At 33.6% G+C, this 21,424-nt stretch carries 18 protein-coding genes; 9 read left to right on the top strand and 9 right to left on the bottom strand.

Annotated features, from left to right (window positions below):
* Positions 1 to 147: 147 nt before the first annotated feature.
* Positions 148 to 1,722 (top strand): Ig-like domain-containing domain, encoded by a 1,575-nt coding sequence (locus JAZ75_RS06535; protein ID WP_232789371.1) that lies wholly within the window; start codon positions 148 to 150, stop codon positions 1,720 to 1,722.
* Here the strand turns inward: JAZ75_RS06535 and JAZ75_RS06530 are convergent.
* Together JAZ75_RS06530 and nadB are read right to left on the bottom strand one after the other, a co-directional pair.
* Positions 1,719 to 2,228: a gamma carbonic anhydrase family protein gene (locus tag JAZ75_RS06530; RefSeq protein WP_021189295.1), complete on the bottom strand. Its 510-nt coding sequence runs from the start codon at positions 2,226 to 2,228 to the stop codon at positions 1,719 to 1,721. The two genes, JAZ75_RS06535 and JAZ75_RS06530, sit on opposite strands and share 4 nt — an antisense overlap.
* 7 nt (positions 2,229 to 2,235) lie before the next feature.
* Positions 2,236 to 3,828: an L-aspartate oxidase gene (gene nadB / locus JAZ75_RS06525; RefSeq protein ID WP_168127991.1), complete on the bottom strand. Its 1,593-nt coding sequence runs from the start codon at positions 3,826 to 3,828 to the stop codon at positions 2,236 to 2,238.
* Positions 3,829 to 5,833: 2,005 nt separating this feature from the next.
* Between nadB and nadA the strand changes: the two genes are divergently transcribed.
* Both nadA and thiL read left to right on the top strand, forming a co-directional pair.
* Positions 5,834 to 6,829, top strand: a complete 996-nt coding sequence (gene nadA, locus JAZ75_RS06520) for a quinolinate synthase NadA (protein ID WP_208700725.1) — start codon at positions 5,834 to 5,836, stop codon at positions 6,827 to 6,829.
* Between the two features lie 20 nt (positions 6,830 to 6,849).
* Entirely contained in the window at positions 6,850 to 7,896 is a 1,047-nt protein-coding gene (gene thiL / locus JAZ75_RS06515; RefSeq protein ID WP_021189297.1) for a thiamine-phosphate kinase, read from the top strand.
* 56 nt (positions 7,897 to 7,952) lie between these two features.
* On the opposite strand, the gene JAZ75_RS06510 is transcribed toward thiL, so the two are convergent.
* Positions 7,953 to 8,777: a segregation and condensation protein A gene (locus tag JAZ75_RS06510; protein ID WP_021189298.1), complete on the bottom strand. Its 825-nt coding sequence runs from the start codon at positions 8,775 to 8,777 to the stop codon at positions 7,953 to 7,955.
* 133 nt (positions 8,778 to 8,910) lie between these two features.
* On the opposite strand from JAZ75_RS06510, the gene dxs reads away from it, so the two are divergent.
* The gene (gene dxs, locus JAZ75_RS06505; RefSeq protein WP_132771748.1) at positions 8,911 to 10,839 is read left to right on the top strand and encodes a 1-deoxy-D-xylulose-5-phosphate synthase; all 1,929 of its coding nucleotides are present in this window, start codon (positions 8,911 to 8,913) and stop codon (positions 10,837 to 10,839) included.
* A 413-nt stretch (positions 10,840 to 11,252) separates the two neighbouring features.
* Positions 11,253 to 12,677 (top strand): chromosomal replication initiator protein DnaA, encoded by a 1,425-nt coding sequence (dnaA, locus tag JAZ75_RS06500; RefSeq protein ID WP_132771747.1) that lies wholly within the window; start codon positions 11,253 to 11,255, stop codon positions 12,675 to 12,677.
* A gap of 97 nt (positions 12,678 to 12,774) precedes the next feature.
* On the opposite strand, the gene JAZ75_RS06495 is transcribed toward dnaA, so the two are convergent.
* From JAZ75_RS06495 to JAZ75_RS06470, 6 genes are all read right to left on the bottom strand, one after another.
* Positions 12,775 to 13,182 carry a hypothetical protein gene (locus tag JAZ75_RS06495; protein ID WP_021191448.1) on the bottom strand — a complete coding sequence of 136 codons (408 nt, stop codon included), beginning with the start codon at positions 13,180 to 13,182 and terminating at the stop codon, positions 12,775 to 12,777.
* A gap of 198 nt (positions 13,183 to 13,380) precedes the next feature.
* Complete coding sequence (locus JAZ75_RS06490) at positions 13,381 to 13,767, bottom strand: hypothetical protein (protein WP_208700723.1); 387 nt, start codon at positions 13,765 to 13,767, stop codon at positions 13,381 to 13,383.
* 95 nt (positions 13,768 to 13,862) lie between these two features.
* Positions 13,863 to 14,918: a tetraacyldisaccharide 4'-kinase gene (gene lpxK / locus JAZ75_RS06485; protein ID WP_208700721.1), complete on the bottom strand. Its 1,056-nt coding sequence runs from the start codon at positions 14,916 to 14,918 to the stop codon at positions 13,863 to 13,865.
* A gap of 1 nt (position 14,919) precedes the next feature.
* Positions 14,920 to 15,384, bottom strand: coding sequence for a gliding motility lipoprotein GldH (locus JAZ75_RS06480; RefSeq protein ID WP_132844949.1), 465 nt, complete (start codon positions 15,382 to 15,384; stop codon positions 14,920 to 14,922).
* Between the two features lie 62 nt (positions 15,385 to 15,446).
* Complete coding sequence (locus JAZ75_RS06475) at positions 15,447 to 16,832, bottom strand: stage 0 sporulation family protein (RefSeq protein ID WP_206368615.1); 1,386 nt, start codon at positions 16,830 to 16,832, stop codon at positions 15,447 to 15,449.
* A gap of 6 nt (positions 16,833 to 16,838) precedes the next feature.
* Positions 16,839 to 17,981, bottom strand: coding sequence for an ATP-binding protein (locus JAZ75_RS06470; RefSeq protein ID WP_208700719.1), 1,143 nt, complete (start codon positions 17,979 to 17,981; stop codon positions 16,839 to 16,841).
* A gap of 224 nt (positions 17,982 to 18,205) precedes the next feature.
* Here JAZ75_RS06470 and dnaN point away from each other — a divergent pair, with 224 nt between their 5' ends.
* The 4 genes from dnaN to JAZ75_RS06450 all read left to right on the top strand — a co-directional run bounded on the left by dnaN (position 18,206) and on the right by JAZ75_RS06450 (position 21,404).
* A complete protein-coding gene (gene dnaN / locus JAZ75_RS06465; RefSeq protein ID WP_021188232.1) occupies positions 18,206 to 19,330 on the top strand; it encodes a DNA polymerase III subunit beta in 1,125 nt (374 codons plus the stop codon).
* Between the two features lie 10 nt (positions 19,331 to 19,340).
* Complete coding sequence (locus JAZ75_RS06460; protein ID WP_021188231.1) at positions 19,341 to 20,000, top strand: DedA family protein; 660 nt, start codon at positions 19,341 to 19,343, stop codon at positions 19,998 to 20,000.
* Positions 20,001 to 20,122: 122 nt separating this feature from the next.
* Complete coding sequence (locus JAZ75_RS06455) at positions 20,123 to 20,770, top strand: DedA family protein (protein WP_208700717.1); 648 nt, start codon at positions 20,123 to 20,125, stop codon at positions 20,768 to 20,770.
* 64 nt (positions 20,771 to 20,834) lie between these two features.
* A complete protein-coding gene (locus tag JAZ75_RS06450) occupies positions 20,835 to 21,404 on the top strand; it encodes a CAP domain-containing protein (protein ID WP_021188229.1) in 570 nt (189 codons plus the stop codon).
* Positions 21,405 to 21,424 lie beyond the last annotated feature (20 nt).

The following is a 21,424-nucleotide window of genomic DNA, read 5'->3' as shown; positions in this document are numbered from 1 at the left end:
ATGCAAAATAAAGCGATATAAAGTATTATTATTTCATTTATGAGTCAACATTCAAAAAAAAATAAAACAAGCTTAAAAAGCATTAAAAGCACACTAATCACAAGGTCAGTGCTTTTAAGCTTGTTTTCTTCTCTAATTTTATTAACTGTGCAATGTGCAAGCATAAAGCAGCCAACAGGTGGACCGAAAGATTCAATTGCACCGGTTGTACTCAATGAGTTTCCTAAGAATTTCTCAAAAAATTTCAAAGAGAAAAAAATTAGCATCACATTAGATGAGTATATTAAACTCAATAATCAGCAAAAGGAAATCAGTGTTTCTCCTGATATGGATAAGCCACCACAATTTAAAATTAAAAAGAAAGTACTCGAAATTACCTTACCAGATTCTTTAGAACAGAATACAACCTATACCATCAATTTTGGAAAGGGTCTCGTTGATTATAATGCGAGTAATCCAATCATCAATTACAGTTATGTATTTGCAACAGGAGATCAGATTGATTCATTATCAATATCAGGAAATGTAACCAACGCTTTGACAAAGGAGAAAGAAAAGGAAGTCCGGGTATTACTAATTCCAGTCAGTCAGGATTCTATATTTGGCAAAAAGAAAGCCAATATTTTTGCGCAAACAGATACAATTGGTAATTTTAAAATCAGTAATCTAAGAGCTAATACCTATCGCATTTATGCACTAAAGGAAACAAATAATGACCGTATCTATAACGGCGCAGATGAACTAATCGGTTTCTTAAAAGACTCCATTGTATTGGACAAAGACTTAACGAATATTAATCTTCAAATATCAAAAGGTACACCACTTAAATTTAGAGTAGTTGACAAGAAAATTGAAAACACAGGACGGATACATTTAGTTTTCAATAGGGGTATAAAAAAGCCAAACTTAGTGCTACTAAATGATGATGAAAATGATAAATCAAAAATTGTTAAGTACTCGGAAGCACAGGATTCAGCGTTAATTTTTATTAATAACCTAGAAAGAGATTCTTTAAAATTTGTCTTATCAGAAAACAATACAGTACTTGATACCATATTGGTAAAGAAATCGAATCTGAAATTAGATAGATCAATTGTTCCAACAACTTCTCCATCTACAGGTAAAGTTGACCGCGTAAAACATCTAACAATATCATCTTTAACACCTATAAAATTAATAGATAAAAGCAAAGTAAAATTGATAGAAGATAGCATTGCTAAAACAAATTTTCAACTCCAATTGGATACTAATGTTGCCAATCTTTATCACTTAAGATACAATTGGAGAAAGCAAAAAAACTATGAAATTATTCTTGAAGAAGGCGCAATGCAAGGCTATTTCGGTGAAAAAAATAAAGAGAAAAAGCTGACACTTGCTTATGATGATAGTGATAATTACGGCGATATAACGTTTACTTTTACTGCCATTGACAGTGCAAGACAGTACATCGTAGAACTTATTGATGAGAAAAAAGAAAAAGTATTCCGAAGAGATATTCTCAATAATTCAATCGGGAAAGTAGCTTATAAAGAGTTCCCCGGTGGTAAATATTCCATCAGAATAATACGCGACGATAACAAGAATGGCATTTGGGATCCTGGAGAAGTTTATAAATCAACGCAACCAGAACCCCTAGTATATTTAAACAAAACCTTTACAATACGTGCTAACTGGGAGCAAAATGAATCGTTCAGTTTACAGGAACTGAACGACTTGAATTAATCAAACCAGGAACTATAAAGCACATAATTATGCGGTAACTGCTGTAACAATAACCTTTGTTCATCAGTTATCGCTTTTATTTTTTTAGCCGGCACTCCAGCATATAAATACCCCGATTCACATACTGTATTTTCCAAAACAACAGCTCCTGCTGCAATAATAACATGGCTTTCTAGCACAGCATTATCCATAACAATGGCCCCCATACCTATCAGCACATAATCATGTACAACACAACCATGTACCATCGCCTGATGGCCGATGTTCACATAGTTACCGATCGTTGTACCAGCCTTTTGATAGGTACAATGAATAACAACCCCATCCTGAATATTGGTATAATTACCGATACGGATATAATTTACATCTCCTCTTACGACAGCATTAAACCAAACTGAACAATGCTCTCCCAGCTCAACATCACCTACAATAGTACAATTAGGCGCTATAAAGCAGTTATCTTTAAATTTAGGGCTAATACCCTTTACTGGTAATATGCAGGCCATAATTGTTCTAAAATAAAGTATCTGTTAAAGTATCAGCATGTTGCGGATAATCTGTTGTAAAATGCAGTCCCCTACTTTCTTTTCTTAATAAAGCAGATTTTGTCACAATGAAAGCCACCTGTATCACATTTCTAAGCTCACATAGTTTAACTGACAATTTTGTATGCCTATAAAAGTCTTCAGTCTCCCCATACAATAAATGCAATCGATTGAGTGCTCGTTCTAATCTAAAATCTGAACGTACAATGCCAACATAATCACTCATCACTTTTTGACACTCTCGCAGATTATGGGTAACCAAAATATCTTCATTGGAAAGCTTTGCTTTTGAATCATCCCATTCTGGCACTCCTACCGCATAATCGGCTGTAGAAATCACTTTTGTAGCATCCAGGTAAATACGATGCGCATATACCAATGCTTCTAACAGGGAGTTGGAAGCTAGGCGATTTGCGCCATGTAAACCTGTCGATGAACATTCGCCACAAGCATATAAATTTTGAATACTGCTACGTCCAAAATCATCAACATAGATACCCCCGCATAAGTAGTGCGCAGCTGGTGTAACAGGAATAAAATCCTTACTCATGTCGAGTCCAATAGACAAGCATTTCTCATAAATATTTGGAAAATGTTTAATAATATCCTCCTTCTCACGGTGGGTTATATCTAAATAAACATAATCAATTCCTGACTTTTTCATCTCGGCATCGATTGCTCGAGCCACAATATCCCGAGGTGCCAATGAAGCTCGTTCATCGTATTCAGCCATGAAATCATCCCCATTAATACGTCTTAGAATACCGCCAAAACCACGCACAGCTTCCGAAACCAAAAACGCTGGTGAGTCACTCGGATTATACAAAGCAGTAGGATGAAATTGCATAAATTCCATATTTCGCACCTTACCTTTTGCACGGTAAACCATCGCAATTCCGTCACCTGTGGCAATAGTTGGATTGGTTGTACTTGCATATATATGGCCAGCACCACCAGAAGCCATCACCGTAGTTTTGCTCAAAATCTTATCAACCTGATGCGTATTTGTATTGAATGCATAGATGCCAAAACACTTAATATCGCTCCTTTGCTTATCGACAAATTCACCTAAATGGTGCTGTGTTATTAAATCTATAGCGAAATAATGGGTCAACATTTCGATATTTGGATGCTCGTGTATTTTCTGCAAAAGAGACCTTTCAATCTCATACCCCGTGATATCTTTATAATGCAAGATACGATTGGCAGAATGACCTCCCTCCTTCGCAAGATCATAAAATCCACTGTCCGATTTATCAAATGAAGTTCCATATGAAATCAATTCGTTAATACGTTCTGGAGCTTCCCGAACTACGTTTTCCACAATATTCACATCACATAAACCATCCCCAGCAATCTGAGTATCAATTATATGCTGCTCAAAGCTATCAGACTTATCCACAACTGCGGCCACTCCTCCTTGTGCGTATTTTGTATTAGATTCATCTTCGTTAGATTTTGTGACAATCAATACTTTACCATGATCAGCAGCTTTTAAAGCAAAGCTTAATCCCGCTATTCCAGACCCAATTACAAGGAAATCTACCTTTTTTTCTGACATAAAATAATATTACATGTGACCAGCACATTTTGACTATTCAAATTAACAAAAAATGTGGAAAACGTGTAAATAAAAGGTTAAATAAAAATGATAACTTTTTTTTTATTGTTGATATCTCCTATTTCTCACAAAATTCTTAAAAGTTATTAGCACAAAACTGCTCGTTTATCAACATAAATTAACATCAAAAAAATTCACATTTTTTTATTGAAAACAAAATCAAGGAAAAATCAGATAATTAAAAATCAGGCCTTTAAAATGAAATTAATGTGAATAAATTGTTAATAACTTTATAAAATCTTCATATCAAAATAAAAAATCACACTTTTATCCCCATTTTCCACACACTAATAAACAATAAGACCTTTTTATATAAAAAAGATTATTATTTATTAAAAAAAAAGAATGTGGAATACGTTTGATTTTCTTTGTTTAGTTTTGTCAAGTTGAATTTGAGGCTTTGAGAATTTGATTATTGATTAGGTATTGAAACTGAAATCAAATATTCAATTCTCAAGGGCTTTATTTCTTTTCAAAATATTTTTAAACCCCTTTAGAATGCGATAAATCTTATTTTTAAATTTAAAAATCTAAATAATGAACTGTTAAACAGCTTAATCACCTATTTTAGTGGCTTTAGATTTCAATATTTTGATTTTATTTTTTTATTATTCTAAGTATTGAATCTTAAATACCTGAAATTTGCTTTTTATAAATTGGTCTAGATTTAAAACGAAAAATTTTAGGTCATTTTACACTGAGATCCCTTTGGTCAGTCTTTTTTGTAATTGTGTATACAGCATTTTCAAAATTTTTAATTGAAATCTCCCCTGGCGATCTTAAATACCATCTTCTTAAAAATCATATTTTTGAAATTTGAGATTGAAAAAATAAATTTTTCAGTTTTTTTTTGAAAATGTTATTACGATTAAAGTCGTTTAGCTTTGAATTTTTATAAAATTTTTTGGATTTTGTAAAAATTTGATCTTTTAAAGTGGTTTATTTTATAAATAAGCTCGCTTAGAATTGAATATACTTTTTTATAAAAAATGAATTATTCTACATTGTAATTTCAAAGCCTTTAATTTGATTTTAGGCGCCTTGAGGATCTCTTATTTACTTCATCAGAATTTTATTTTCAAAAAATTCTATCTATGGTCGCTTTATTTTTTTTTAAAAATTAGCAGTCAAATATTTTTATATCATCTTCAGATCGTAATGGCCGATGATCATAGCCGCTTCCACTTTTCAGTAATTTTTTTTTTTCGAACCTTATCTTTTATATTTAAAAACGCTTTACTTGCAATATTTGTTTTTTTAAAATTTTTCTGTTGATGTATAGGTTTTCTCAAGCGTTTATATTAAAAATTAAGTCCCTTACATTTAAATATTTGAAAACTTTGTGAATAAATTTTGCTGTAATTTATTTGTATAGCTTCAAAATAGTTTAGCTTTGTCCTATTGATTTGCATTAAAATCATCTTTGATTTTTTAATTTATAGCATTTCATTAAAATTCTTTGATATTCTCACCATTCTATATTGTGATCAATACTGCGATATTTGATAATTTTAGAAGTGAAATTCCAAATATTCGATTCTAAGAGCCTTTAATTTGAATTTTGAGGCCTTTACAATTCGATATTTATATTTATGTGGACAACTATATTGAATATTTAAATCTCATATTGCTATACAGTGCTATTTAGATAGGTTTTTGTAGTCTTAAAATTCACCTTTTAAGAAATGTTGATAAGTCTGTTAATTAGCTTTATTACAAGTATTTAAATTAGGTTTTTAGCCTGAGTTTCACCTGTTATTAACACATAGTAAAAATACGCTTTATTGAAATGTTGATAAGTGTGTTAATTAGCTGAATATTAATATACTATTTATAACTATCAGTTAGTTACAGTTGGAATTATAAACATCATTTTCTATTTGAAAGATTTATTGAAGAACTATTCTTAATTTTGTAACGTAAATCAAATTAAGAAGAAGAATTAATGGATTTAGTAAATTACGATATTGAAGCTAAGGGCTATATTGATGCTCCTATAGATCCTAGCTTAGATTTGATACAAGAGATCAAACGTCTTAAGGAAGAGAAAAACGCCGTCATTTTAGCACATTACTATCAAGAAGCGGAAATACAAGATATAGCTGACTATATTGGTGATAGTTTAGGTTTATCTCAGGAAGCAGCAAAGACCGATGCTGACGTGATTGTTTTCGCTGGAGTGCACTTTATGGCTGAAACAGCAAAGATACTTTCACCATCAAAAAAAGTTTTACTTCCAGATGCCAAAGCAGGCTGTTCATTGTCGGATTCATGTCCACCTCATCTATTTGCTAAGTTTAAGGAGCAGTATCCCGATCATCTGGTCATCACGTATGTAAACTGTACTGCAGAATTGAAAGCGCTATCTGATATTGTCTGTACTTCTAGTAATGCAGTTGAGATTGTGGAGAGTCTACCGAAAGATCAAAAGATCATTTTTGGACCAGATCGTAATCTTGGGGCCTATGTAAAGAAGAAGACAGGAAGAGATCTTATTTTATGGAATGGTGCATGTATGGTGCATGAGATTTTTTCTCAGGATAAAATAGATCGTTTAAGAGCTGAACATCCCGATGCAAAATTCATTGCTCATCCGGAGTGTGAAGATCATATCTTAGCAAATGCAGATTATGTAGGTTCTACCTCTGGAATGCTGAAGTTTACAATCAATGATCCTGCGACCACATATATAGTCGCTACAGAGTCGGGAATTATCCATCAGATGCAAAAGGCTAGTCCAGGTAAAACTTTCATTCCTGCGCCTCCAAATAATGCATGTGCGTGTAATGATTGTCCACATATGAAATTAAATACGTTGGAGAAGCTTTATAATTGCTTAAAGTATGAAAGTCCGGAAATAACACTAGAGGATTCCGTGATTGCCCGTGCGCAACGACCTATTGAACGTATGTTGGAAATATCCGCACAATTAGGATTATAAAATAAAAAACAAAGACAGATATGTTAGAATTTGATAATACAGAAAGAACAAATTTAGGAGAGTTGGGTGAATTTGGTTTAATTTCATATTTAACGAAGGCTGTCGAGATTAATGAACCCAGTACCCTTAAAGGTATCGGGGACGATGCCGCTGTTTTAGATTTTTCAAATAAGAAAACTTTAATTTCAACAGATCTTCTGTTGGAGGGTATCCACTTTGATCTGCGTTATGTTCCTTTGAAACATTTAGGCTATAAAGCTGTACAGGTGAATTTGAGTGATATCTATGCCATGAATGGAACAGCATCGCAAATTACATTCTCAATCGGGTTATCCTCAAAATTTCCATTAGAAGCAGTTGAAGAAATCTATCAAGGTGCACTGATTGCTTGTAAAAAGTATAATGTGGATCTTATTGGCGGGGATACGTCAGCTTCAGTTCAAGGATTGGTTATTTCGGTAACGAGTATCGGTTTTGCTGATGAAGATCAGATTGCCTATCGATCAGGTGCACAGGAAGGCGACTTGTTATGTGTTTCAGGTGATTTGGGCGCTGCTTATGTTGGGCTACAATTACTAGAGCGTGAGAAAAATATCTTCTTGGAGAACCCAAATATACAACCAGATCTAGAAGGTAAGGATTATATCGTAGAGCGCCAGCTGAAACCAGAGGCTAGAAGAGATATTGTTGAATTATTAGCAAAAATCGGTATTAAGCCGAATGCAATGATTGATGTATCAGATGGATTGGCATCAGAGATTATACATATTTGTGAGGCATCTGATAAAGGTTGTAAACTTTACGAAGATAAAATACCGCTGGATTCGATGACTTATGAGACAGCTCGTGAATTTGGAATAGATCCAACCGTTTGTGCGTTGAATGGAGGAGAAGATTATGAATTATTGTTCACGATTCCACAAGCTGATTATGATAAAATAAAAGGATCGATGGATATTACTGTTATTGGGCATATTACACAAGCAAGTGAAGGATGTCAAATGATTTCTAAATCTGGAAAGGTCTATCCAATAACGGCGCAAGGTTGGAATGCATTTAAAGACTAAGGGTATTGTATACTATAAATAGAAGAGGCGATAATCCAGATTATCGCCTCTTCTATTTATAATGCTAATTCTTCTTCAATATCGATGTGATCGAATTCATCTTCACGTCTTTTTCGGATACTGAATTCGTTATAGCCGAAACCTATTTCTATTTGCAATAATTTTTGTTGAAGCATTTCAAGGATCGCGAGGAAATTGTAAACGAACTGTACCTTATTTTCAGAGTTTTTTAGAATATATTGAAAATCGAGTTGCCTATTTATTTCTATCAAATCTGCAATTGCCTTTTTTTGTTGATCTATACTATAAGGATGTTTTATAACAGTATGTTTTACTTCCGCAGGTCTATTAGCATATTGAAACATGACACGTTCGTATACCATCATCAATTTATACAGATCAAAACTGTTTAATTCTTCGCCTGTATTTGATTCCGGCCTAGCAAGTTTAATATCGTAATTGATATTACCCCGTTTATAAAGTTTAAGCCGCTCATCTTCCAATAATTTTAAATCCTCACAGGTATCCTTAAACTGCTTGTATAAAATTAATTTTTGGATTAAATCTTCTTTAGGATCGATTTCATTTTCATCATCATCCAATTCCGGGCGTGGGAGGAGCATCTTAGCTTTTATACGCATCAGGGTCGAAGCCACAAAAATAAATTCACTGGCCATCTCCATGTCTAATGCCTGTAATTTGTTGACATATGACAGGAAATCGTCGGTTATTTTTGAGATTGGTATCTCATGAATATTTAATTCATCCCTTTCAATAAAAAATAAGAGAAGGTCAAATGGGCCTTCAAACTGGGGTAACTTTATTTCGTATCCTTCTTCTACTTGCATATCAAGAGCAAATTTACATAATAATACAAACATTTTTATTTCAAACTATTAAAACTAAAAGCTTCTGCAACTGTTCATTTTCTAATACAAAAAGTATGATAAATACGAAAGTTGTGATAAATTAGTTGTTATTTTGTATCAATATTTTAAAGTAATTAGCAATACTATGCAGTTTGATGCTGGAGAATTATTAAGTAAAATCAATGATCCCTCTGATCTGAAAAAACTCAAGGATGACCAACTGGAACAGGTGAGCCAGGAATTACGTCAATATATCATTGATTTAGTTTCGGTTAATGGTGGTCACTTTGCAGCTAGTTTGGGAGTAGTTGAATTGACTGTGGCATTACATTATGTCATGAATACTCCCTATGATCAATTAATATGGGATGTCGGTCATCAGGCCTATGGGCATAAGATATTAACAGGACGTAGAGATTCTTTTCATACGAATAGAATTGTCGATGGTATTTCCGGTTTTCCAAAACGAGGAGAGTCCATCTATGATGCTTTTGGAGTAGGACATTCGTCAACATCAATCTCTGCCGCATTAGGTATGGCGGTTGCTTCTCAGATCAAAGGAGAAAAAGATCGTCAGCATATTGCGATTATTGGCGATGGTGCTATGACAGGAGGTATGGCATTTGAAGCTTTGAATCATGCAGGTATAGAGAAATCAAATCTTTTGGTTATTCTCAATGATAACTGTATGTCCATTGATCCTAATGTAGGAGCATTAAAAGAGTATTTAACCAGTATCACAACTTCAAAACGATATAATCGTTTCAGAGACGATATTGCATCTGTCTTATCCAAGATATCAGAGATGGGACCGAATGCTTTAGGAGCTGTTAAAAAGCTGGAAAAAAGCATAAAAGGGACATTACTCAAGAATGCTAATTTATTTGAATCTTTAAATTTCAGATACTTTGGACCTGTTGATGGACATGATGTCAAAAAATTAGCAAAGACACTGGAAGATTTGCGCCATATCCCGGGGCCAAAGTTGTTACATTGCGTAACTGTTAAAGGTAAGGGATATGCATTAGCAGAAAAAGATCAAACCAAATGGCATGCCCCAGGTTTATTTGATAAAATAACAGGCGAGATAAAAAAATCTGTCAATGATAAACCTACAGCACCGAAATATCAAGATGTCTTTGGAAATACATTGGTAGAACTTGCGGAGAAGAATGATAAAATAGTGGGTATTACACCTGCTATGCCTTCTGGATCATCTATGAATATTATGATGAAAGCTTTTCCAGAACGATCATTTGATGTAGGAATAGCAGAACAACATGCTGTTACATTCAGTGCCGGTTTAGCAACCCAAGGGCTAATGCCTTTCTGTAATATTTATTCCTCATTCATGCAGCGTGCGTTTGACCAAGTCATTCATGATGTAGCCTTACAGAATCTTAATGTAGTATTTTGTCTGGACCGTGCCGGTGTAGTAGGAGCGGATGGTCCGACACATCACGGTGCTTACGATATTGCTTTTATGCGCTGTATACCAAATATGACGGTTTCCGCTCCAATGAATGAAGAGGAGTTACGCAATTTGATGTATACTGCTCAATTAGAAAATAAAGGTCCTTTTGTAATTCGCTATCCAAGAGGTAACGGCGTGATGGTCGATTGGAAAAAACCGTTTAAAGAAATTGAAATTGGAAAAGGCAGATTAATTCAGGATGGAGAAGCTGTTGCCATTTTAACTTTTGGAGCAATCGGTAACGAAGCCAGTAAAGCAATTTTGCAATTAGCTGAAGAAGGAATATATCCGGCTCACTATGATTTAAGATTTGCTAAACCTTTGGATGAAGAATTGTTACATAAAGTTTTTCAAAAATTTGAAAATATCATTACCGTTGAAGATGGCTGTTTGCAGGGTGGAATTGGGTCTGCTGTTCTAGAATTTATGGCCGATCATCAATACAGTCGTAAAGTTGTAAGATTAGGTATCCCTGATGCTATCATCGAGCATGCCGAACAGAAAGATCAATGGAATATAGCATACTACGACAGTGCCGCTATAATGGCCGAATGTCGAAAATTAGTAAAAGGTATAAAAACGGATACGATGGTTAGCTAAATTCGTTTGGTAAAAAAAATAAAAAAGAGGAATCATATCATCATGATTCCTCTTTTTTTGTTTAACTTTAGAAAGATTCATCCGGCAGCAGTTCCCTTTTTTATAGTTTACTAGATTCGATCATTATTTTGCAACGTTATACGGATGGAATATTGCATGAATTATAGACCAAAAACTACTTTTTTTTAAAAAAAATAACAAAAAATTTGGAATGTTAATAAAAAAAAATAAGGCTAAAATTAGTTGCAAAAAAAAGCGATTTTTTTAATGTAACTAGTTGATTAATAATGAATTTAAATTAATTTTAAATTTTAGTTTTTTAGCTGATTTTTTTTTGTCATCTTCGTCTTAAGAGAAAGTTATCAACATTTTTTTGGTCGCTTATTGGAAATCAACTTATTAAGAATTTTAGAATGGAAAAAACGAGTACAAGTGTTTGGAATAATTGTCTTGCAATCATCAAAGACAATATACCAGCGCAAAGTTTTAAAACCTGGTTTGAGCCTGTGAAAGCAGTACGTTTGGAGGGTGACGTTTTGACTATTCAAGTACCTAGTTTATTTTTTTACGAATGGTTGGAGGAGCACTATGTTGGTATTCTTCGTAAGACTGTTAAAAAGTTTTTAGGTGAGCTTGGTAGGTTGGAATACAATATCGTGGTTGAGAAGTCATCAGCTTCAATTCCTTATACAACAAATATCCCTTCCAATGGCAATGGTGCAGAAGGTAAGAAACAATCTATACCTGTTCCTGTATCTTTAAATAAAGATATCAAGAATCCATTTGTAATACCAGGATTAAAGAAACTACAGGTTGATCCTCAATTAAATCAAAATTACACCTTTGATAATTTTATTGAAGGCGAGTGTAACCGTTTGGCGAGATCTGCGGGCTTTGCTGTGGCAAATAAACCTGGAGGTACCTCATTCAACCCATTGATGATTTATGGAGCTGTAGGACTAGGAAAGACTCACTTAGCACAAGCTATCGGTAATGAAATCAAAAGAAATCTACCAGATAAGTTGGTGATCTATGTTTCTTGTGAGAAATTTTGCCAACAATTCGTAGATTCACTTAAAAATAATACCATTAATGATTTTGTGAATTTTTATCAGGCAATGGATGTGATCATCATGGATGATGTACATAACTTCGCTGGTAAAGAGAAAACACAAGATATATTTTTCCATATTTTTAATCATTTGCATCAGTCTGGAAAACAAGTAATCTTAACATCTGATAAAGCTCCTAAAGATTTAGCAGGATTAGAAGAACGTTTATTAAGCCGTTTCAAATGGGGTCTTTCTGCAGATATTCAAATTCCAGATTTGGAAACAAGAATGGCTATTTTGAAAAAGAAAATGTATTCTGATGGAATTGAATTACCAGAAAATGTTGTAGAATATGTTGCAAATCAAATTGACAATAGTGTTCGTGAACTAGAAGGAGCTATGGTTTCTTTATTAGCGCAGTCAACATTAAATAAAAAAGAGATTGATTTAAATCTAGCTAAATCAATGCTTAAGAACTTTGTTAAAAACACGCATAAGGAAATTTCAATGGAATTTATTCAAAAGCTCGTTTGTGAGTATTTTGAAGTTCCAGTAGAAATGGTTAAATCTAAAGTTCGTAAAAGAGAAATCGTACAAGCCAGACAGATTTCAATGTATCTCGCTAAGAACCATACAAAATCGTCATTGAAAACAATTGGTTCATTCTTCGGTGGTCGCGACCACTCTACGGTAATTTATGCTTGTCAGACAGTAGAAGATCTAATTGAGACAGATAAGAAGTTTAAAACGTATGTAAATGATATTATGAAAAAGCTAAAAGCTTAATATCATCCATACATAAAGATATAAGACAAAAAAGGGATTCTAATTAGAATCCCTTTTTTTATCCAAATTGGATAACGTTTATGAACAAGCTCTTATACTATTGTGTTGTTTCTTCTGTATTTTCTTTTTGCTCTTCCTTGACCGGCTTAGGTGCTACTTCTGGAATAACTTTAGCAGGTCTTTCTGCCACCACTTTTTTGAATAATTCTTTTTGATCCTCTGTTAGTAATGCATCAACCTTTGCATCTGCATCAGCTTGTAATTTAGTAAATTGTTCTGTTAATACTTCTTTAGTAGCCGTAGTATCCTGCAGTAAAGCAGCCTCAGCTTTTGCCTGATCTAGCGTAATTGTATAAGCGGCAGTTTTCTGCTCGTCTGTCAAACTTAATTTTTGCGTTAATTCCGTCGTTACCTGAGTAGCTGTTTCTTCTGGACTAGCTTGTTGGGCAAATGTTAAACTGAGTGCTAATAAAAACCCGATCCCTGTTAAAAATAATTTTTTCATGTCTGTTATTTTTAGTGTAAATATTCAATTCTTAAATTCTACTACTAAAACTAAAAACTACTGCTTTTTATTGTATCAAATCTGTTACTTTAACAAAATTTTAACAAAATTAACGTTTTAAATTATTGAAAATCAGTTTTTAATAAAAAAAAAGGTTCAACTGTGAAGTTGAACCTTTTATCAATAATTATAACCAAATTAGTTTGATTTTTGTCTTTGTTGCCTACGTTCTAGCATTTCTTTTTGTAATGCGTCGTAAGATTTACTTTGTTCAGCATTTAAAAATGATTTGATTTTTACGTCGGTTGAAAAACGAAGAGGTTGCAATTTTTCGAAAGCTGCTTTACGGTCATCTGTATTCTTAAAAATATCTTGTTGCTTTTTGGACAGTTCCAAGCTATATACATAGATTGAATCTTTTTGATTTTGTGATAATTTTAATTGCTTATCTAATCTTTCTACCATATTTTTAGCTTGGTCTTCAGGAGATCGCTGCTGACCACCATTACGTTGTCTTTCTTGTGCCATAGCTGTTACAGCCAATAACATAAAAGCTCCCATTAAACTTGATTTTAAATTTTTCATATCATTTTATTAGTTTACTTATTTTTTATGTCAACTAGTTTAGTCGCCAATAAGAAGACAAATGATATTTAGTAAAGTTTAAGTGTATTAAAAATTTAAGATTCATTAACACTTCTGTCACAGATAGATAGAAGTTGTTGTTCAACAATATTTCGATATTCCTGATCTTCAAATGCTATTTCGATGGGAATGTAAGCTATAGGTAAGCTCTCTACTAAAGCTAAGTATTCAGGAGTACGGATTCTTTGTGCATCCTTTTCTGTAGTTATAATTAATTTAGAAGGATTTTTGATCTGATTAAACTTCTGTTTGACTGTCAATATATCATTTGATGTATAGGCATGGTGATCAGAGAAACCAAGATGCTCTATCCCTTTTACAAGCCCTGTAAGGTAATCTAATAAAGGTTTTGGGTTCGCTATACCTGTAAGTAATAATACTGTCGTATTGGCGTTCATTTCAATCCTATTTGTATTCAGATATACTAGCTCACCGTAGTGTATGGAAGTGAAAAAAATATTTGAAAGACCACTTTTACGTTCTAGTTTTCTTTTAATAATTGCTTTCTCTTGAAACGTAACTGAAGCAGGAGTTTTTGTAACCATAATCATATCTGCGCGTTTAGATTCTCCCGGAAGATCTCTAAAATTACCCATGGGAAGTACAAACATGGGATTGAGGCAAGAATGATAGTCGAATAAGAGTATTGAAAATGTAGGTTTTAGCTTACGGTGCTGAAAAGCATCATCTAGAATAATAACATCATGATTATCCATTAATGTTTCAACCCCTAAGCATCTGTCTTCACAAACAGCAACTGTAATATCTGAAAATTTATTTTTGAATTGTAAAGGTTCGTCACCTACTTCATCAGTAGTTGAAGAGACGTTAACATATTTAAAACCTTTGGTTTTACGTCCATATCCCCGACTCAAGGTAGCGATACATCTTTTATCTTTAAGGATTTTAATAATAAACTCCGTCATAGGACTCTTTCCTGTACCTCCAATGGCAAGGTTGCCAACAACGATAGTCGGTATGGAATAAGTTTTAGATTTTAGTATCTGGAGGTCAAATAATCGATTTCTGATCCAGATGATAAATCCGTATAGTATTGCAAAAGGGAATAATAGTAATCGAAGAGAATTCATTTTATTTGCTCATAATATTTAATCCAACGTCACTTATTTCTACAAGCGGATTGTCGCGCATATTCTGTTCAAAAGTGAATTGGTAAATACCGGTATCTGGGAACGTATAATTTTGATGAATAAGGCTACGCTGCGTATATAAAGAACCTGCGCTTTTTCCTGTCCATTTTCCATCAGCTTCTGCTAATTTGAGCGCTTTTCTATAGCTGTATTCTTTAGTTTTGGGACCTTTTTCATGTACTAAAACAAAAAGGTTAGAATAAGGGTATTTTGCCGTGTGTCGAACATTTAACCAAACGTCATATTTTTTAGAGATATCTGAAATATGTATGTTAAAGCTTGGTTTATCAGAATGGAGCCATTCTTTGTTGTTAATATTGACATTTTTATCAATAATGGTATTGGAATCGCAAGCACCCAATAGTATTATCAGTATAAAGCCAATTAGAAACGCGTTGTTTTTCATTCTTATTTAAGTCTATAAAATTGGCGAGAATAGCTATTCTCGCCAATTAATGCAATAACTTATTATTCAGCTGAAGGATCAGTGTTATTGCCTTTATTTCTATTATTTCGATTCTTATTGAAACGTCTTTTTGGCTTACTTCCTGTACCTTCTTTACTTTGGGCAGAAGCAGTAGTTTTGTCTACATTTAAAACCTTTGTATTTTTATCCTGCTTTTGTTGCGGTTTCTCCAGCTTTACCGGTTGCGTTTTTACATTAGGTTCCGCAACAGTTTTTGCACGATTATTAGGTTTGGATCTACCTTTATTATTTCTTTTTCTTTTGTTTTTTTCGTCCAGACGGGTTAAGCTATCTTGACCGACTACGTTCTCGTAATCATAATTAACAATTTTTTCCTCTTTGATCTCAGTATCAACAGTTGTGATCAACTCTTCAACTTTAATGCCCTGTTTATTCTTCTCGATTAGTTCTTTGACCTGATCCACAGGAAGTGCAATCCAACTCTCTGCTCCAGGATAAGAGAACCACATCATTTTCTTGAAAATGTCGGTTTTTTGCAAATATGCATTTCCCTTCAAAGTTTCAATACGGTCTACATTATTAGGAATATCCTTTAAAGCATCCATATAACTATCCAATTCGTAATTTAAGCAACACTTCAATTTACCGCATTGACCCGCTAATTTTAGCGTATTAAGCGATAGATTTTGATATCTAGCTGCAGAAGTTGAAACAGTTTTAAAATCTGTTAACCATGTCGAACAACATAATTCGCGACCACAAGAACCTATACCACCTAAGCGGCTTGCTTCTTGTCTCATACCAATCTGTCGCATTTCTATTCGAATACGGAATGACTCCGCCATTCTTTTAATTAACTCACGGAAATCCACACGGCCTTCTGCTGTATAGTAGAAAGTTGCCTTTGTTTTATCACCTTGATAATCTACATCAGAAATTTTCATGGAAAGTCCCAACTCTAAAGCTAAATTACGCGCTTTATGCATCGTCTCCCATTCCAGATCTTTTGCCATATTGAATTTTTCAACATCGGCCTCAGTAGGTTTACGGTAGATTTTTTTGGTAACACTCTCTAAACTCACATTGTTTTTCTTTAACTGTAAGCGAACGAGTTCGCCAGTTAGAGAAACGTGTCCTATATCATATCCGCCTGTAGTAGGTTCTACAGCAACCATTTCACCTATTTCTAAATATAGATTGTCTGAATTGACAAAGAAATCCTTTCGGGATCCCTTAAATCGAACTTCTACAATGTCAAAAGGTTTATAGTTGGATGGCATATCCATATCAGATAGCCAGTCATATACATCTAATTTATTACATCCGCTAGTCATGCAAGAGCCATTATTTTGGCAACCTGCTGGAGTACCGCCCACTGTCGTCGTACTTCCACAACCTCCGCCGGATGAGCAACTGCCACATCCCATAGTTTTCTATATATATTGAGTTCCTTTCGGAAACGTTTTGTATTTAAACATTAATACTAATTGCAAAGATAAATCTAAAAATAATATTTTAGGATTTGCATTTCTTTCCACACTATAGTGTGTTGTTTCAAACAAATTAATTGTTTCTTCAATTTGTTCGATGGTATAATGAGTAGCAAACTTGTTTACAAAATCAAGTTCATGCGCGGATAGAAATACTAAGTTTGAAAGATCGAGTTTAATTAAAATAATCTGACGCATGATATTAATAGCATACATCAAAAACGTTTTTTGATTTTCACGACCTAATTTAGCCAATTCCTCCTCGCAAATGCTGATGATATTTAGACCAGAATCCTGAACAATAAGCCGTAACCATTTAACCAATAAATTGAAATGGTTGTTCGTCTGCGTATCGATCATATTTATAGCTTCCTGTACGTTACCGTCAGCTATAAAAGCAATATCTCTTGCTTCAGATTCTTCGAGGTTTTTATTTTCTATTAAATACGATGTAATCGCTTGATGACTCAATTTATTAATTTTAACGAGCTGTGTTCTCGAAATAATCGTGTTTAATATTTTATTCTGATTTTCAGCCACCAAAAGGAACAATGTTTTTTCTGGTGGTTCCTCAATCAATTTTAATAAGGCGTTACCTTCTTTTTCTAAATATTCAGGTAGCCACATAATCAAAACTTTAAATTCAGCCTCAAAAGACTTTAAACTTAATTTTTTGATTATTTCATGCGCTTCAGCAATATTGATATTAACCTGCTTATTGTCGGCATCAAGTTGTTGTCGCCAATTTTCTAAACTTAGGTACGGATTATTCAAAAATGCTTTTCGCCAATTCTCAATAAATGTCGCAGCATTATCCTCCTTATGCTTCGCAATAAAAGGATAAGAAAAATGCAGATCCGGATGTATAAGTTTATTATATTTCCTACAGGATGAGCATATACCGCAACTATCAAACTCGGCTTTATTTTCGCAATTAATAAATTGTGCGTAAGCTAAAGCTAAAGCTAGTGAGCCAGAACCTTCTGGTCCAAGAAATAATTGCGCATGACTCACACGGTTTTCACGAACTGTGCTGATCAGATGAGCTTTAACTAAATCATGTCCAATAATATCCCTAAATTGCATATACTACTCCTAGTCTATACAAATGTAATAAATAATAGACAGCATTTATTTATATTCAAAATATAAATGGGATATATGATGTCAATTTTATTGAAATTCAATTATTTACTAACCTGTAGTAGGATAAAGTTTATACAGTTAATTTTCCGCTATTTGGATATACACCTTCTAAAAATGTAGATTCTTTTGCGTAATATTGCAGATATAATTCATAATTTTAGGAAATGAGATTTATAGTATCCACATCGATTTTATTAAAACAACTTCAAGCTATTAATGGCGCTTCAAGTAGTAGTACAGTTCTACCCATTTTAGAGAACTTTCTTTTTGAAATAAAAGACAATACGTTAACAATATCTGCGACAGATTTGCAGACAAGCATGGTTACGTCATTGCAAATTGAGGCTAAAGAAGAAGGAAAAGTAGCGATGCCTTCTAAAATTTTAATAGAGACCTTAAAAACATTACCAGATCAACCAGTTGCTTTTTTTGTTGATAATAATACGCTAGCGATCGAGATCAGTGCCGGTGACGGTAAATATAAGTTGAGTGGTGAGAATCCTGAGGATTTCCCTAAAATTCCAGTAATTGACAATGCGCATACTGTTCATATGCCTGCTCCAATACTAGCAGAGGCAATTAGTAAAACAATATTTGCTGTTAGTAATGATGAGTTAAGACCGGCAATGTCAGGTGTGTTAGTTCAATTGGGAGATAAGGCCGTAACGTTTGTATCTACAGATGCACATAAACTGGTACGCTACAGACGTTCTGATATTGGCGTAGAAAAGCCTGCTTCATTAATTCTTCCAAAAAAAGCATTGTCTTTATTAAAATCATCTTTGCCATCAGAAGATATCAATGTTTCGATTGAATATAATTCGACAAATGCATTTTTTAGTTTTGGTAACATCAATTTAATTTGTCGTTTGATTGATGAGCGTTACCCAGATTACGAAGCTGTAATTCCGCAGGTGAATCCAAATAAGTTAACTGTTGACCGTTTACTATTTTTAAATACGTTACGTCGTGTTGTTATTTTTGCGAATAAAACAACGCATCAGGTACGTTTGAAAATCTCAGGTAGTGAATTGAATATTTCTGCTGAAGATCTTGATTTTTCTAATGAAGCTCATGAGCGCTTAGGATGTCAGTTTGAAGGGGAAGATATGGAAATTGGTTTCAACGCTAAATTTTTAGTGGAGATGTTAAACAATCTAGCTAGCGAAGAAGTAGTCATTGAAATGAGTACAGCCAATCGTGCAGGTTTGCTAATTCCAGCAGTAGCAGAAGAAAATGAAGATATTTTAATGCTGGTTATGCCAGTTATGTTAAATAATATCGGTTAATCGCACTGTTTTGGAAGTTATAGCGCATATCATTGATTTTGTTCTGCATATTGATAAACATTTACTTGAGATCGTAAATGATTATAAAACGTGGACATATCTCATCTTATTTCTGATCATTTTTGTTGAAACAGGAGTTGTTGTGATGCCATTTTTACCAGGCGATTCTTTACTATTTGCAGCAGGAATGCTAGCAGCACAGCCAAATGAACTTAATGTCTGGTTGATGATTGCTATCTTATTAGTAGCCGCGGTATCGGGAGATTCTCTTAATTATGCCATCGGGAAGCGATTTGGAATGCAGATGACCAAATTTAAACTATTTGGTAAGCAGGTAATCAAAGACGAGCAGATTCAAAAGACACATACTTTTTATGAAAAGTATGGTAGTAAAACAATTGTAATTGCACGCTTTGTGCCTATTGTCAGAACACTGGCTCCATTTGTTGGAGGAATTGGAAGAATGCATTATGGCACTTTTATAACTTATAATGTTATTGGAGCAATTCTCTGGGTCGTAGGGATTACATTAGCAGGATATTTTTTAGGTAATATACCGATCATCAGAGATAATTTTTCAAAAGTAGTGCTGTTGATTATCTTATTATCAGTATTGCCGATTGTCTTTGAAGTCTTAAAAGAAAAATTTAAAAGTAAGAAGGAAGCCTAAAAGCTTCCTTTTTTATTACAGGCAATTTTTTAGTATCATATCATAAAATAAGGTATTTGTAACCCAATAAGGTTCGATGATCAAAACAGTAAGTATTTGATTTTATTAAACATGCATTTTAAATGGATATTATCACAAATTTCATTGAATTTATTTTACATATCGATAAGCATCTTATTCAAATTGTTCATGATTATCAAGGATGGACTTATCTGATTATATTCTTAATTGTGTTTGCTGAAACAGGTCTTGTTATAACACCATTTTTACCAGGAGATTCGGTATTATTTGCATTAGGAGCTATTATTGCTCTTCCAGAAAGTGATCTTTCTTTGTCTTTATTTTGGTTGGTGTTAGTGACAGCGGCAGTTTTAGGAGACTTTGTTAATTATGAAATTGGAAAATATTGGGGACATCGAGTTTTCAGGTCAAAGTCTAAAATATTTAAACCCGAATATTTAATTAACACCCAGTCTTTTTATACTAAACATGGTAATAGAGCTATTATCTATGCCCGCTTTGTTCCAATAGTACGCACATTTGCACCCTTTTTTGCAGGAGTTAGCCATATGACTTATGTTAAATTTGGTACCTATAATATTTTTGGAGGGCTATTATGGGTCACTTTATTTTTATTAGGAGGATATTTTTTTGGACAAATCCCAATGGTTAGGAATAATTTCTCTTTGGTCGTCTTCCTGGTTATCATCATTAGTGCTGTACCTGTGCTGGTACAGTTTTTTAATCATAAAAAATCTTCTACGGTCTAAACCTAAGATCCTTTTTTGAGTCTATTTTGTGAAAGAATTTCACACGAAGCATCTATTTATTTACATGAAGTACCTATTAATTTTCAGTTTAAGTCTACTATTTTCATTATCATCAGCACAAGTAAGAGTCGAAAAAAAGCAGGCAAAAGAAGCCTATCATCTTCTTAATGAAATCCGTAAAAATCCTGAACGGTATAAAAAGAAGCTCGGTCTATTCAATTTGAATAAAGTGACACGAAAGTCACTGAATTGGAATAAGAGGCTCGCTGAGGTTGCCGAATCGCGGGCCAAGGATATGGCAAAGCGAAATTATTTTGACCATGTCAATCCAGATGGTATAGGTCCTAATTATTATATGCAGCAAGCAGGTTATGATTTGAATGCCAAATGGCTAAAAAATAAGCGGGCAAATAATTTTGAGTCTATTGCCTGGAATTGGCCAAGTGCCACAGACGCAATAAAAGGTTTAATTATTGGTAAAGAAGCGCCCGGTTATCATCATCGAAAACATCTATTAGGGATGGACGAATGGAATGCCTCTTTATATGATATCGGTATTGGTTTTGTTACTACAGGAAAGAAAGGACATCAAAAAAGTTATTTATGTGTCATTATTGCCAAGCATGATTGGTAAATTAATCAATTTATAGTCTT

The sequence above is a fragment of the Sphingobacterium sp. UDSM-2020 genome, from assembly GCF_016132525.1.
Classification (GTDB): domain Bacteria; phylum Bacteroidota; class Bacteroidia; order Sphingobacteriales; family Sphingobacteriaceae; genus Sphingobacterium; species Sphingobacterium anhuiense.
The sequence above is the reverse complement of the archived record's forward strand: the minus strand, read 5'-3'. Positions and strand labels throughout refer to the sequence as shown.